Genomic DNA, 15,079 nt, shown 5'->3' on the forward strand with positions numbered 1-15,079 from the left:
GGCGCCCGGGAGGCGGCGTGCGGCGCCGATCGTCAGCGGTAGGCGGCCGCCTGCAGCGCGAACAGCTCGGCGTACAGGTCCGGCTCGGCCACCAGGTCCTCGTGCGTACCCTCCTCGCGAACTCGCCCCGCGTCGAGGACGACGATCCGGTCCGCGTCCCGCACGGTCGAGAACCTGTGGGAAACGAAGAGAGTGACCCCTCCAGCGAGCGCACCTGCGCGCTCGGCCGACGCCGTGAACCGCTCGAACAAGGCGTGCTCCGCGGTCGCGTCGAGCGCCGAGGCCGGTTCGTCGAGCACCAGGAGCAGAGGGTCCGGACGGAGGAGCGTCCGGGCAAGCCCGAGGGTCTGCCACTGCCCACCGGAAAGGTCGACGCCGTCCCGGTAGGCGTGACCCAGCACCTGGTCGAGGCCGTCAGGCAGGCCCTCGACGACCTTTCGCGCCCGCGCCTCCCCCAGCGCCTGCCACAGCGCGGCATCATCCTCGAGGTGCGGGAGATCGCCGACCCCGACGTTGTCCCGGACCGCGAGCTGCAATCGCGCGAAGTCCTGGAACAGCGTGGTCACGCGTGCGTGCCACGCCTCAGGGGCGATGTCCGCAAGATCGACCCCGTCGACCAGGATGCGGCCACCCGTCGGCCGGTAGAGACCGCACAGCAGCTTGACGAGCGTCGACTTCCCGGCACCGTTGTCGCCGACGAGCGCGACGGTCGCACCGGCCGGAAGGTCGAGAGTCACCCCGTCCAGCACGGGTCGGGAGGCGCCGGGGTAGGTGAACGTGATGTTCTCCAGGCGGATTCCCGCGTGCAGTCTCTCCGGCACGTACGCCGGGAGGGCGTCTGAGCCGCGGAGCGCCTCACCGGTCCGTACACCGAGCGTCCCGCGCTCCACGACGGTGTCTTCGAGCTCGGCCTGTTGCCGCGAGGCACCCAAGCCCACGTCCGGGAGCTCCCCGCGCAGGTCACGGATGTGCTCGACGACCGCACCGGCTCCCTGCAGCGTTCCCAGGAGGCCGAGCGCTCCCGACACCTGGACGGACACCTGGATCGCGAGCGTCACGACGAGCACCACCTGGCCGATCGCAGCCGATCCTGACGCCGCCCCGCTGACCACCACGAGCACTGCGGCGGCGTACGCGAGTGCGAACCACACCTGCCCGACCGCACGCAGCACGGCCGAACGGCGGTGCGCCGTCCACAAGGTCGCCGTCGTCCGTGCCCACGCGTCGTGATGGCGCGCGGCGAGCAGGTGTCGCGCCCCGAACAGCCGGATCTCCTTGGCGGACGCGCCGGAGGTCCCGACCGTCACGAGATGGCGCGCCAACCGGATGTCGGGTGCCGACCCCTCGCGAGCCACGTCGAGCACCTTCTGCGCACGGTTCGCGAGAAGGACGGGCGGGACCGCGGCGAGCGGGAGCAGGAGGAGCCACGGCTCGACCACGCCCAGGATCACGGTGGTCACGACCACCTGGAGGGTCATGCCTGCAAGCTGCAACGTCGACTCGAGCGCACCGCGGATCCGCACCACCGCTTCCGTGACCGTCGTGACGCGCTGCGTGAAGGACGGGTCGTCGAGGCGAGCGATGTCACCACCGTGAACGATACGCACGATGTCGTCCGTCAACGCCATCTGCTCGAGCTCCCCGACCTCGAAGTACGAGAGGTGAGCGAAGTGCCCGAGCATGAGCTCAGCGACCAGCAGGACGACCACAATCACCGCCAGAGTCATGGCCCGTGAGGTGTCGGCGTCGAGCGCCGCACCCGTGAAAGCGCCGAGCGCGACCCCGACGAGCGGCGCCGCGAGATACCCGATCATCAGCAGGACGCTCGCGACGAGCAAGCGCCGCCGGTCGATGCGCCAGGCGTGCCCAAGCAGGAAGGCGGCAGCAGTCAGGACGAGCCTCATCGGGCAGCTCCGGTCGTGTGGTTGGGTTCTCCGGCCCCCGCACCGAGGGACGTCTGATCGGACGGATCGGCGGGGTCGTACGGGGCGGGCTGCCGGGCGTCTGGGTCTGCGCGGAACCTGCGAGCCTGTAGCTCGAACAGCTCGGCGTAGCGTCCACCGAGCTCGAGCAGCTCGGCGTGGTCGCCCTGCTCGACGATCCGGCCGCCCTCCAGCACGACGATCCGATCCGCGGGCCGCACCGTCGAGAACCTGTGCGAGATCACGACGCTCGTCACGTCCTCGGAGGCCCCCACCGCGCCGGGAGCCAGGAACCGGTCGAAGAACTCCGCCTCGGCCCGCACGTCGAGCTGCGCCGTCGGCTCGTCGAGCACCAGGACGCGTGCCCCTGCCCCCACCGCGAGCAGAGCGCGGGCAAGAGCGACGCGCTGCCACTGACCGCCGGACAGGTCCTGACCGCTGGGATAGCCGGATGCGAGGACGGTGTCGAGGCCGTTCGAGAGCCGATCGACCACGATGTCCGCTCCGGCCGCACGCACGGCTTCGTCGACCGCTGCCGCCAGAGCGACCTCGTCGTCGTGAAGGTGCGGGGCCCCCCAGGCGACGTTCTCGCGGACCGGGAGCTCGAGCCGCACATAGTCCTGGAAGATGAGGGCCAGGCGCCGGTGCCAGGTGTCCTGTGAGAAGGACGCGAGGTCGACCCCGTCGACGGTGATACGCCCCTCGCTCGGCTCGTAGAGGCGCGCGAGGAGCTTGACGAGGGTTGTCTTTCCTGCGCCGTTGAGCCCGACGATCGCCGTCGACCGGCCGGCGATCAGCTCGAGGTCGAGGTCACGCAGGACCCATGGCCCGTCATCGGAATAGCGGAACGACACGCCTTCGAAGCGGACCGCACGGAACGCCGGGGGAACCGCGGTGACCGGTGCCACCCCGCCGCCCTGGGTGCCCACGGCGAGGGACATGCGCTCGAAACGTTCGAGCGCGTCGTGCGAGAACATGCCGTACTGCGTCTGCACGTCCGCCTCCGGGAAGTACACGCCGAAGCGCATGGGGATGAGCACTGCTTGGAGTGCGACGCCCAGTGCGAACAGGTCCAGCTCGCCCGACGTGGCGTCGGCAGCGACGAGCAGGAGCACCGCGGTGCCCCCTGCGAGCGCCACCCCCGCGAAGACGACGAACGGCCAGAACAGCACCCGTCGGCGTTCGGCCCAGAGGGGCCTCAAGCCCTCGAGCGTCTCGTCCCGCAGACGCCCCCGCAGCCAGCCGAGCAGCCCTAGCAGACGGACCTCCTTCGTCACGGTGCCTGTCGTGCCGAGGTCACGCAGGTATCCCGTGCGTCGGCGCGAGCCGGCGAACGAGTTCCACACGCCGGCGAACTGCCGCAGACCACGACGGTTGCCGAATCGCACGACGAGGGCCGTCGTGAGGATCAGGACCCCGGCGAGGGGCCCCACGACGATCCCGACGAGAATCGCGGCACCCACGAGCTGCACATAGCGGGAGACGAGCGGGATCAGCGCTGCGGCCGCGTCACCGGGGCTGAGGTCCTGCCGCGAGAAGGCACTGCGCGCGTCGGCAAGGAGGTCGAGCGCCTCGGGGTCGTCGAGCGTCGTGGCGTCGGCGTCCCGCAACGCGGCCGTGAGCATCCTGCGGACGCAGTGCTCGTCGACGCGCCGGGCGACGACCTCGACGATTCCTGTGAGGAACGGGGCGAGGATCTGCTGCACGACGAGCACGACCACCACGGCCGCGAACGTCTCGACGAACGGCCCCGCTTCTCCCCCTCCGGTCAGACCGGGCAGTAGGTACAGCACACGGCCCAGCAGGACGATCAACAACAGTGGGAGCGCACCCAGCAGGAATGCCAGCAGGAATCCTCCAGCGAGGATCGGAAAGCCTGCCGCCGGCAGCAGCGCGGTTATCCGAGCCCACCGCCCATAGCGCTCCCGGAGGTCTTTCCGCAACCTTTCGACGAACGATTGCTGGTGCACGGGCGCGGGATCTTCAGCGATGCGCATGGTCCTCCTCGGGAATCGGGCCCAGGACCGGGCCGCGCGACTTCTTCAAAGTAAGGCAGGCAGGTATCACGGTGGCGACGCTCCACATATCGGGACGAGCACGAGAGTCACCCCTTCTTCCGCAAGGCTGAGACAGGTCCAGCGGCTTCACCGGCTGCGGGAGCGGTGCGCGTGCGACGAATCGCGTCCAGCACCCCCACGACGATCAGAGCGAAACCCAGGAGCTCGAGCACGGGTGGAATCCTGCGCTCCCAGACGAAGACGTAGGTGAGACCGGCCACGACCTGGATGACCGTGAGCTGGCCCGCCACCGAGATGGGGAGGAGTCCTGAGGACCTGTTCCAGAGAGCCGTTCCAGCCCACGAGACGAGCCCTCCCAGGACCACGCTTGCAATGATCAGAGACGGGACGCCGTCCGCCCCCTGGTGGCCGACCGACCCCGTGCGCGCAGCGAACGGCAGTGCAGCAAGGGCGAGCACGAAGGCCCCTGCCCCCATCATCGTGGACCACGTCATGGACGAGATCTGAGGGTTTCGTCGAACGAACTGAGCATTGCTCACGGCATAGGAAGTCCAGAGGGCGAGGGCCCCCACGGCGGAAGCGATACCGGCCGCCCAGTCATTTCCCGAGCGCCCGCTCACGTCGCTCTGCCAGTCGAGCTCCATGAGGTAGACGAGCGAAAGCCCCAACGACAGGCACACCAGGGGAAAGACGAGGCGCGCAAAGGCGAACTCGCGACGGAGAAGGTTCCCCGCGATCGCGACGGAGACCGGCAGCATCCCGATGATGACGGTCGTGATGGGCGCCCCGGCCCACCGGATGCCCTGCACCAGGAGCAGGTAGTAGCCGAAATGCCCGGTGAACGCGAAGAGCAGGGCGGTGCTCCACGCGCGCAGATCGAGGCCGCTCAGCCGTCGGCGCCCGCCGATCGCCAGAATGCCGACGGAGATCGCACCGAAGCACAGGTAACGCCCTAGCGCGAGGGAGATGGAGTCGGCCTCAGGAAGTGCCACCGGTACCAGGAACGCCAGCCCCCAGATCAAGTTCGCCCCGATGCCACACAGCGCGCCGACGGTCACCGGGCCGCCCCTAGCAAGCATGGAGGCCCTCGTCTACCGAGCACCACGTCGGCAGCTGTGACCGCCTCCTGCGGGCACGTGCCATCGATGTCGCACTCGGCCGCGGGCGCGTCGAATCCACGCCGCGGTGCCGCGAGACGGTGGGGTCTTGCTGCTTGCCCTCAGCATCGCCCTGCATGCTCAAGCCTCCTGCGCGGCCGCGAGCGAGTCCTGCAGGATGTCGAGCCCCTCGAGAAGTTCCTCGTCCGTGGTCGTCAGCGGCGGCAAGAGCTTGACCACCTCGTCACGAGATCCGGCCGTCTCGACCAGGAGAGAACGCGAGAACGCGCCGTCTGCGACCCTCCTCGCGAGGCTGGGCTCGTGGAACGCCAGGCCCCAGGCGAGACCACGTCCACGCACCGCGGACACGAGCCCCGCATGACGACGCGCGACCTCGGTCAGGTACTCCTTGAACCAGAGCTCTCGCACCAAGGTCTGCTTCTCCAAGGCATCGTCCGACCAGAACGTCCGGAGTGCGGCCGTCGCCGTCACGAACGCTGGGTTGTTTCCCCGGAAGGTGCCGTTGTGCTCTCCCGGAAGCCAGACGTCGAGCTCGGTACGGAAGAGGGTCAAGGACATCGGCAGGCCGTATCCGCTGATGGACTTGGAGAGGCACACGATGTCCGGGACGATCCCGGCGGCCTCGAAACTGAAGAAGGGACCGGTCCGACCACAGCCCATCTGGATGTCGTCGATGATCAAGAGGATCTCCAGCCGCCTGCACAGCGCGGCGAGGTCGCCGAGCCACTCCACGCGCGCCGGGTTGATTCCGCCTTCACCCTGCACCGTCTCCACGATGACGGCCGCCGGGAGGTCCATGCCGCTGCTGCTGTCGGCGAGCATGCTCTCGAGGAGCCGCAAGCCGGACACTTCGCTGCCGGCGAACCCGTCGTACGGAAGTCGCCACGTGTGCGCGTGCGGGACTCCGCCCCCGGCGCGCTTTCCGGCATTGCCGGTGACGGCCAGCGCTCCCATGGACATGCCGTGGAATGCCCCTGTGAACGCGACGACCGTCTGACGACCCGTCACCTTGCGAGCCAGCTTGAGCGCCGCCTCCACGCTGTTGGTCCCCGTGGGACCGGTGAACTGGACGCGGTAGTCCAGATGTCTGGGGGCGAGAACCCGGGCCTCGAGCTCGGCCAGGAAGGTGCCCTTGGCATCCGTGTGCATGTCCAGGCTGTGGGTGACGCCGTCCTCCTCGAGGTACTCCAGGAGGACGCGCTTGAGCACAGGGTGGTTGTGACCATAGTTCAGAGCACCGGCACCGGCGAAGAAGTCGAGGTAGGCACCACCGTCGCGATCGTAGAGGCGACTGGCGCGCCCGCTGGCAAAGACGACAGGCCAGTTCCTGCTGTAGGTACGCACTTCGGACTCGATGGTGGATCCGGGCATGAAGGCCTCCGTGGGAGTGGCTGGGACGAGGGGGAACGGATTCGGCCGCGATGTCGCTCGCGAGCAGTTCATGCGGTGTGCAGGATCGGCACTGCGAGCACCGACAGCAACACGAGCGCCAGGACGAGCAACGCTCCGGAACATCGCAGGACCGGCCCGCCGTACCTCACGGCGCCGGCCGCGGCCAGGGCGTACCCGAAGCCGACGGCTGCGGCCGGCCCCAGGAGGAGCAGCGGAACACCGCCGTCCCGGTCCCCCAGCCACGCAAATCCGCAGCACGCGACACCGACGATGCCGACCAGAGACCTGGCGGGCGCCGTGCTGTCGCCAGCGCGACACGCCCCAGGTGCCACCCGAGAAGCGATACCGGCGGCTGTGCGCACGTTGGTGAGGCAGTACGAGGTGAGCACGACGCCGGTCGCTCCTGCGAGCGCCCACCGCAGCGGCACCGGGGTGCCGTACGGTGCGCTCGTCACACCGACGACCGACCGCTGGACCGCGGCAAGGCCCAGCAGGACGACCGCCACAGCCGCTGCGCCCAGCGCCGTCCCCGCCATGGAGCGCCCCCGTGTGGCCCCGGCCCTGGGGGCCAGCTCTGTCACGGACTCCCAACCGACGCCGGCAAAGAACAACGCGGCGATCGCCAGCCACAACGCCCCGCCGGGCGCCAGGCCCGACGGCGCCAGCGGCGATCCGGCGGCTCCGTTGGCTCCGGCGGGCCAGCCCGCCGCCGCACAGGAGAGGGCCAGCAGCCCGGCAATCCACGGCCGCCACCGGATCATCACGGCCGGGATACGGAGCGGACTGAGGGCCCCCAGGACTGCCAGAGCAAGAATGCCCCACGCGATCACCAAGCCGTCTCCGTCGGACGAGGGCAGCGTGCCGTCAGCGGCCGTCAGGAGACTGGTCGCGACGAACCAGGCGATCGCTGCCTGCCCCGCGGTGAACGCGACGGCCATGGCAAGGTCCTGCGTCCGTCGCGCCCACGGTCCCCACACGACCCCGAGGACGCCCGCCAACGTGGTCGGGCGAAGCCTTGCCCGAACGACCAACGCGCAGAGGACGAGGCTGACCGAGCCACCGAGCGCCACGTGGACCGACCACGCCAGAAGGTCTCTCTCGCCCGCCACGGCCGAGACGACCGGGGGCATCACCACCATCCCTGCGCCGAGCACGGCACCGGTGATCCCACGGGTGACGGCCGGCTCGTACGCTGGCACCTTCCTGTCTGCGGTGGTCACGCGGCCAGCAGGTGGTCCAGCCGTACCAGTCGCGGCTGTTCGTTCCGGACTCACTACGCGAGTCGCTTCCAGAGGCTGTCTGCGATGATCTTCGCCCTGAGCGACAGCAGGCTGAACGATCCGGCGTCTCCGATCCCGTGGCTCGACTCGCACAGTCCGTTGAGAAAGAGCGCAGGCGTCGTGACATCCGCCGGACGCACCTCGTAGTCGGTCCCGACGACCAGGTAGCCATGGTCGTCGAAGACGAAGTCGTCGGCGATGTGGCGCACGAGCGCTGGGACCCGCTCCTGATGAGAGGCAGGGCCCAAGTCGCGGAACCCGGTGGCCAGGACGACGAAGTCCGCCTCGAGCTCTTCGTGCGCGCCCGTGTTCAGCTCGTCGACGCTCAGCCGGACGCCGTCCTCACCGACCTCGAGGCTGCGCACCTGGCGGCTGCCGCGAACGCGTACCCGCTGATCGCCGTCGATCCGCTGCTCGTACATCAGGCGATACAGCTCGCGCAGGACGTCGCCATCGGCAGACGAGTAGTTCGTGGGCCGCATGAACGCGTCGATGGCGTTCTTCCGCTCTCGGGTGGCCCGGTAGTAGTAGTCGGTGAAGTGGGGAAAGTACCCCTCCTCGCTGAACGGGCTCGTGTCCTTCTGCCGCAGGGTGAGGGACCGTGCAAGGTTGGTCACCTGGGCTGTCGGGTATCGCCGGGAAAGGTCCAGAGTCAGTTCGACCGCGCTCTGGCTGCCACCGACGACCACGACCGCTCGTGGCGTCCGCCCACCGTCCTGGCGTGCTCCAAGCGCTTCCATCTCCTGCAGCGCGGGCAGGTATCGCGTCAGGTGGAAGACCCTTGGGGAGTCGACCTCGTCAAACGGTGCCGGAACGAACGGAGATCGCCCGGTGCCGATCACGAGGGCTCGCGCGCGCAAGACTTCCCCGGTCGAGGTCGTCACCTCGTAGTACGACTCGCCCTCCGCGTCCTTTCCGAGGGCTACACCCGTGACGTGAACGCCATAGTCGACCTGCCCGCCGAGCAGCCTGGCTGCCCAGGTGACGTACTGCGCGTACTCCTTGCGGAGGGGAAACTCCATGGGGACGTTGAGGTGCTCGAGGAGGCGGCCGTTCTCGAACAGGAAGTTGATGAAGCTGTAGCGGCTGCGAGGGTTGCGCAGCGACACGAGATCTCGCACCGGATGGTTCTGGATGTCCGATCCGTCGAGCATCATGGCGCTCTGCCACGACGGCCCGGCAGAGGACTCGAGAAAGCGGACGTCCAGGCCGTACCCCTCTTCCTCGAGCGCGATCGCGAGAGCCAGGTTGGCAGGGCCGAAGCCGATGCCTATGACGTCGTGGCAGCGGGTCATTGTTCCCCCTTGATGGAATGTCGAATAAGCCAGGCGAGTGATCTCCGGACAGGTCTTGAGGAGCGAGCCATCAGGCGACACCAGGCAAGAGGTCCGCGACGACTACGTCAGCGATTCGCCGGCCCGCCTCCGGTGCCACTCTGACCCCGACGCCGTTGCCTCCCCGTACAGACCACACATGCCGTGTGTCCGTCTCGCTCAGCAGCTCGGGCCCCCGGTCGGCAGCGGACTGCAGGTCGAACGCGTCAGATGCGCGGACCGTCCGGTGATGCACCGTCGACCCGAGCCATGGAAGGTGGGCGGCCAGCGCACGGAGGGTGTGCTGCTCGTGCACGGGATCCGGCGGCGCGTCGAACGGCGAGTCCCAGACGAGGTGCGGGAGGCCGATCAGCGTCTGCTCGGAGCCGATCGGCTTCGCGTACGTCCCGTTGCGCAGATCCACGAACGTCGCATGAGGCTGTGTCGGTTGCAGCCGATCGACGATGCTCACCTGGATCGAGCGTGACCGGACCGCCGCCCCAGGGCGCATCCCGGGTACCGGGTGCGCGGCCCACGCTCCGACGGCCGCGACGACGGCTCCCGCCACCACCGTTCCGGCGTCGGTGAGCACCCGGGGACGAGCGCGGTGCTCCTCGATCGCGAGCACACGCACGCCATAGCGGACGCGAGCTCTATTGCCGACCGCCTGATGCAACCAGTCCTCGGTGACCTGCGACGGTTGCACCCAGCCAGCGTCCGGCTCGACCAACGCGACACCGCCGGCGAGCCCGATACCGGCCGCTTCGCCAGACCCGACGACGACGTGGGCAGCGGTGCCGAGCGCAGAGTTGATCTGCCCGGCGGCCGCCTCCAGCTCCTGATCGCGCCCCGGGTCGGCGATGGTCACCGCGCCGACCACGTGCAGGGGTGCAGCCCCGCGGGCCCACTCATCAGGGTTCCGGTAGGTGGCCAGGCTTCGCAGCGCCAGGTCGGCGACCGACGGATCGGGGTCGTAGGCGCGAACCATGCCACCAGACCGTCCGGTGGCTCCGCTGCCCGCCTGCGCCCCCTGCTCCAGTACCAGGACGGACGCCCCTCGCTGTGCCAGGTAGTGCGCGACTGCGGCGCCCAGGATCCCCGCTCCCACCACCACGACGTCGGCACGAGCGGGCAGGCCCGAGTCGTCGAGGGAGGACGGCGGACCTGGCCTGCTCACGGTCGCCCGCTGGCCACGAGAGCCGGTTCTGCGGAGAGCGTGGGCGCGGGCGAGGCACACCGAGTGCTGGCCGGGAGGAACGACCAGTCCGTCTCGCGCACGGGATCGCCAGGAAGCCCGAGCCACTCCCAGACGTTGCGCGCCGTCTCCGGTGCGACCGGCCAGGCGAGCGCAGCGAAGACCTTCGCTGCCAGGTACTCCAGTGCGAGGCTGGTCCGGGACTCCTCTGCCAGCGACCGCACCTCGCGGCCCGGCCGCTCGACGGCTCGAAACTCGGCGCACTGAGCGACGAAGGAGTCCAGGAGACGGATGTAGCCCCGCGCGCTGAAGGCCTCCGGGAGCAGTGCGCCGTCCAGCTGGCGGGAGGCCAGACCGAGGTATCGATAGAACTCCCGGTGCCTGTCCGTCCAGGCACCCGTGCCAGGCACGATGCCCCCCGACGTCGTGCTGATCTCCTCGAAACCTCGCAGCCATTCCTGGAGGCCGCGGTACAACGGATCGTCCGTGGGCTGGGCCGCCCGCTCCTCGATGATCCGGGTGACCCGTCCTTCCGGGGCATCGCGCAGCAAGGCGATGCGCACGGCGTCCGGGCCCGACGCTGCGAGTGGCTCGTCCGCCCAGATCGCGTGGCCTCGGCTGGTCGAGAACTTCGCGTCCCCCAGGTGCAGGAACTGGTTGGTGACGAAAGTGGCGGGCAGGCACTCTGCAAGGCCGGTGGCGAAGGCGAGGGCCGGCAGGAGGACCGCGTAGTAGAAGCTGTTGTCGTAGCCGAGATAGAGCACCACCTCCGCAGGGCCGCCCTGTGCGATCTCGGACCGCGCCGCGTCGAGGAAGGTGAGCGCGAGATCCGCCCAGGCATCGAGGACCTGACCATCGCCGAGGTCCACCCCCCACGCGCTGGTCCGGGTGAGGCGGTACGGGGGCAGCCGGTCGGCAAGGAGCCGATCGACGAGTGCCAGCAGGTCCGCAGGCAGGCGCGAGGCGCGCAGGTAGTCCCGGAGCTCGTCCTTGTACCCGTCGAGATCCAGCCAGAGCGCCCGCTCCGACCGGAGGACCGCAGGGGTGCCGCAGATCCTGCACTCGACGCCCTTGAGGTCGCGTGCCTCGTTGGGTCGTCCGCACGCCTCGCAGATCTCGCCGTCGCTGGCCTCACCGCAGTGCGGGCATGCCCCCCGCGCGAACGCCTGGTGGAGCGAGAGGTCGCACGCCGGGCAGTAGGCCGTCGGCCGTTCCTCCTCTCGTACGGCCGACGAGGCGAGGACCTGCTCGAAGAGCTCGGCGATCCGGGTCCCGTGCTTCCGGTCCTGGAGAGGACGGGTGAGTCGGTCGAGACCCACACCCGCCGTGTGCAGGGTCGAGACGATCGCATCGCCTGCGGTCGTCGCGACGTCCTCCGGCCTCTGTCCACGCATTCGTGCGGCAACGGCCACGTGCGACTGGTGATCGTCGGTCCCACTGATGTAACGGACGTCACGCCCCAGGCTGCGCAGGGCCCGGACCAGCATGTCGGCCCGTACGTAGGGCCCCGCCAGGTGCCCGAGGTGCAGGCTGCCGTTCGGTGTCGGAGGGGGGCAGAACACGAGGGTTCGCTCGGCGTGCTGGTCACGCGAGGGGACCTTTTCGAGCGCCGCGACGGCGCTCGGGATGTGCTCCCAGTAGATCGAGACGATGTCGAACGGTGCGTCGCTGTCGTTCTTGATCTCATGAAAGCCGAAGGGCGCGAGATGGACGACCTGCCCCGGGCCCAGCTCACGCTCCTCGCCGTCGAGCGAGACGATCGCTCTGCCTGCCAGGACGATGAACATCTCACCGTCCTGATGGGCGTGGCGCTTCGATGCGGTGCCCGGCGGAACGCTGCCGAAGACCGAACCGAAGGGCAGTCCCTCGATGTCGGCGGCGGAGAGCATCGGTTGAAGGTGCATGTCGTAGGACCAGCTCATCGCCGAGCGGTCGAAGGAACGCGTGATCATGATTGGCCCCTCAGGGAGTGTTGGATGGACGGACGGTCGAGGTCATCCACCGACCGGCTGGCGTGTGGCGAGCCCGCGCACACGAGTGGGTTGCCCGTCCGAGGTGAACGCCTGACGGAGGGTGAACGAGGCGGGTGTCGAGCCGTGGTCGTGCAGGTGCTCCAACCGTTGACAGGCGTCCTTCCAGGTGGGGAGCTCGTCGTCAGCGATCCACCACGCCGCATAGGTGGGCCACTCGGGCTTCAGGAACCACTCGTGACGCCTCGTCAGTGCCGTGCGGTGCAGCCCGGTGTAGACGAAGGCGAAAACCGAGTCCAGGTCCCTCCACAGCGACAGGGTCGAAGCCCTGCTGTCCAGCTCGTCCGTCCGGCCGCCCGTGTAGAAGCGAGGGACCTCGAACGTCCCCCACACACCCCAGTCACGCTGGAAGTTGGAGAGATGGCTCTGGCCGGGGTCCTCTTTTGCTCGGGCGATGAACCCCTCGCTCCGCTCAGCTTCGTCGAACGTCGCGGGAGTCATGTCGTCGAAGTCCTGGACTTCCGGCTCACCGTACGGCGCCCTGAGGATGGCGAACGTCGTGAAAGCGATGCGTGGCATCGGCTCCTCCGTCTTCTGTCGTGGGAGATCTCGCCGCGAGCACTCATAGCGAAGGAGAAGCGATCGGGCATGCTTCCGCTCCGTGACGAGCGAGGCGAAACGTGTCGTCGTCGGTGCCGGGCGCGCGACGCCGGACCGGATGGGACCTAGGCGATCGCACCGCTCCTGGCCCTCGTCATCAGGGTTCGCATGAGAGCCCGCTGGAAGTCGGCCGGCATCGACAGGCGACCCGTCAAGGACAGGTACTCCCGACTCAGCCCGGGGCTTCCACAGATGGCCTCGAACACCCTCTGCTGGGTGGACTCGTCCTTCTGGACGAGCGAATCCGCGCAGATCCCGTCCACGTGAGGCCGGAACGCTGCCTCGAAGCGCAGCCCATAGTCGTCCAGTCCCTCTCTGACGTCTCCGGTGTCCAGAGATCTCCCGACGAAGGAGCGTGCCAGAAGGTCTGCCGAAGACAGGGCGAAGCCGCAACCGACGCCGCTCATGGCGTCGAGCGAGAGCGCGGCATCGCCGACGAACGGTACAGAACCGGCGACAGGCTGACGGATCTGGTTGGGGTAGTCGGCATACCCCAACAGAGGCGAGTCCAGGACCGCGCCACTCAGGGGTGGCGATTCTTGCAGGCCTGCGAAGTACGCGAGAAGCCCCGCGAGGCGGTCGTCGGGACCGTCCCAGTTCGCGATCCGGGACTTCTCGGCAAACAGGACGAGGGCGGTCCGACCGCCGACCAGCGGGTAGACGCATGCCATGTCCTTGCCGTTTCGAATGAAGATCGAGCGATTTCCTTCCAACGCAGCAATCCCCGTGAAGTAGCCGAAGATCGCCGCACGGTCGTTCGGGCGCTGTTCTGTCGTGTTCCCGAGCAGCCCGGCCAGCCGCGAACGACGCCCGTCAGCAGCGACGACCAGCCGAGCTCGCACCCGGCGGGACCCGTGCACGGTGCGGACGCCCAGGAGCCAGTCCGTCCCATCCCGTTCGAGCGCCTCCACGCTCGTCCGGTCGAAGAATCGGACACCCTGCCTCCTCGCAGCCTCGCGAATCGCAGGGTCGAGCACACGGCGCTCGAGATTCAGCGCGCGCGCGCTCGGGTCGTCGCCGTAGGACGCATCGATGGTTCCCCCGGGGGTGACGAAGAGTCCCCGGGTCATGACCGACCTCGCGGGGTCCAGGAGATGCTCGAGGCCGAGAGGAGCAAGCAGCGGTGCTGCGTGCGGCTGGATGAAATGAGTGCACAGCTGCTTGTAGTGCTCGACAGCCGTCACTCTCTTCTCGACGACCGCGACACGGTGGCCCATCTTGCTGAAGTGGATCGCCGTAGCGCACCCGGCAAGGCTTGCGCCGACCACCACGACGTCCCACAACGAATCGTCGAACCTTTCAGCGCTCATCAGATGACTCATGCTTTCTGTACGGTATGGACGTTCTTCGACCAAGTCGCCACCGAGCCAGGCGGCCGGAGAGAGATCTAGCCGGCGCACCCACAAGCGAGGGGATGCTCGCCGACCACCGTGTGCGCGGCGTGCCCTTCGGTGAGGTGGCCGTCCCGCTTCCACCAGTCCAGGCCACCGATCAGTTCCTTCACCTGGAAACCTGCGGCGGCCAGCTTGAGTGCCGTCTTGGTAGAGGCGTTGCAGCCGATCCCGTCGCAGTACGCGACGTACAACGGGGCGCGGGAGAGCTCGCTGAGTGAGTCGTGCGAGATCGAGCGATGCGGGAGGCTGACGGCACCGGGAATGTGCTCCGCTGCGAAGGAGTCGCTGCTGCGTCCGTCGACGACGACGACGTCCTTGCCCGCTGACAGGGCGTCCTGAAGGTCTGCGGAGTCGATCTCGTAGGCGAGCTTCGACTGGTAGTGAGCGATCCGGTCGTTCTCCAGGACGGTCTTCTCCTCGTCGTGAGCAGGACGGTCCTCGCCTGGGCCGAACCTCACACCCAGGGCATAGAGGTCCGCGAGCGTGCTGGGGGTGACAAGCGAGTCGGAGTGCTCGAGGAGGTCCACGCCGGACTCGTCCAGAAGCGTGGCGACGACGCTGATCGTCAGGAGTGAATCCAGCCCGAGGGTGTTCAGTGGTGTGTCGTCCGCCAAGGAGTGGACGTCGACCGGTCTCCCCAGAGCCGCCTCGAGATATCCCGCGATGTCACGCTTGACCGTGTCGCTCACTGAAGTGGTCATGATTTCCTCTCACCGAAGTAGTTCGCGTTCTGGCCTGTCTTGTTCGTGGACCACGGGCGTCCCCGTGGCGTGACTGCCTCCGACCACGAGGATCGGGGGCAGCACCACGCCGCACA

At 68.6% G+C, this 15,079-nt stretch carries 11 protein-coding genes; all 11 read right to left on the reverse strand.

Going from position 1 to position 15,079, the window contains the following annotated elements; genetic code table 11:
- Positions 1–32: 32 nt before the first annotated feature.
- The 11 genes from H9640_RS06005 to H9640_RS06055 all read right to left on the reverse strand — a co-directional run bounded on the left by H9640_RS06005 (position 33) and on the right by H9640_RS06055 (position 14,963).
- Positions 33–1,904, reverse strand: a complete 1,872-nt coding sequence (locus H9640_RS06005) for an ABC transporter ATP-binding protein (RefSeq protein ID WP_191789821.1) — start codon at positions 1,902–1,904, stop codon at positions 33–35.
- Positions 1,901–3,739, reverse strand: a complete 1,839-nt coding sequence (locus tag H9640_RS06010) for an ABC transporter ATP-binding protein (RefSeq protein ID WP_204807195.1) — start codon at positions 3,737–3,739, stop codon at positions 1,901–1,903. Before H9640_RS06010 ends, H9640_RS06005 begins: the two co-directional genes overlap by 4 nt.
- A gap of 287 nt (positions 3,740–4,026) precedes the next feature.
- Positions 4,027–4,998 carry a DMT family transporter gene (locus H9640_RS06015; protein ID WP_191789823.1) on the reverse strand — a complete coding sequence of 324 codons (972 nt, stop codon included), beginning with the start codon at positions 4,996–4,998 and terminating at the stop codon, positions 4,027–4,029.
- 180 nt (positions 4,999–5,178) lie between these two features.
- Complete coding sequence (gene ectB / locus H9640_RS06020; RefSeq protein ID WP_191789824.1) at positions 5,179–6,429, reverse strand: diaminobutyrate--2-oxoglutarate transaminase; 1,251 nt, start codon at positions 6,427–6,429, stop codon at positions 5,179–5,181.
- A 68-nt stretch (positions 6,430–6,497) separates the two neighbouring features.
- Positions 6,498–7,670 (reverse strand): hypothetical protein, encoded by a 1,173-nt coding sequence (locus H9640_RS06025; protein ID WP_204807193.1) that lies wholly within the window; start codon positions 7,668–7,670, stop codon positions 6,498–6,500.
- Positions 7,671–7,723: 53 nt separating this feature from the next.
- Positions 7,724–9,025, reverse strand: a complete 1,302-nt coding sequence (locus H9640_RS06030; RefSeq protein ID WP_191789825.1) for a lysine N(6)-hydroxylase/L-ornithine N(5)-oxygenase family protein — start codon at positions 9,023–9,025, stop codon at positions 7,724–7,726.
- Between the two features lie 70 nt (positions 9,026–9,095).
- Complete coding sequence (locus tag H9640_RS06035) at positions 9,096–10,280, reverse strand: FAD-dependent oxidoreductase (RefSeq protein ID WP_318243674.1); 1,185 nt, start codon at positions 10,278–10,280, stop codon at positions 9,096–9,098.
- Positions 10,217–12,190, reverse strand: coding sequence for a class I tRNA ligase family protein (locus tag H9640_RS06040; RefSeq protein ID WP_191789826.1), 1,974 nt, complete (start codon positions 12,188–12,190; stop codon positions 10,217–10,219). Before H9640_RS06040 ends, H9640_RS06035 begins: the two co-directional genes overlap by 64 nt.
- Positions 12,191–12,232: 42 nt before the next feature.
- A complete protein-coding gene (locus tag H9640_RS06045) occupies positions 12,233–12,787 on the reverse strand; it encodes a DUF3291 domain-containing protein (RefSeq protein ID WP_191789827.1) in 555 nt (184 codons plus the stop codon).
- Positions 12,788–12,933: 146 nt separating this feature from the next.
- Positions 12,934–14,190, reverse strand: a complete 1,257-nt coding sequence (locus H9640_RS06050) for an NAD(P)/FAD-dependent oxidoreductase (RefSeq protein WP_204807189.1) — start codon at positions 14,188–14,190, stop codon at positions 12,934–12,936.
- 65 nt (positions 14,191–14,255) lie between these two features.
- Complete coding sequence (locus H9640_RS06055; RefSeq protein ID WP_191789828.1) at positions 14,256–14,963, reverse strand: rhodanese-like domain-containing protein; 708 nt, start codon at positions 14,961–14,963, stop codon at positions 14,256–14,258.
- Positions 14,964–15,079: the final 116 nt, after the last annotated feature.

The organism is Oerskovia gallyi, from assembly GCF_014836745.1.
In the GTDB taxonomy this organism is placed as follows: Bacteria; Actinomycetota; Actinomycetes; order Actinomycetales; family Cellulomonadaceae; genus Oerskovia; species Oerskovia paurometabola.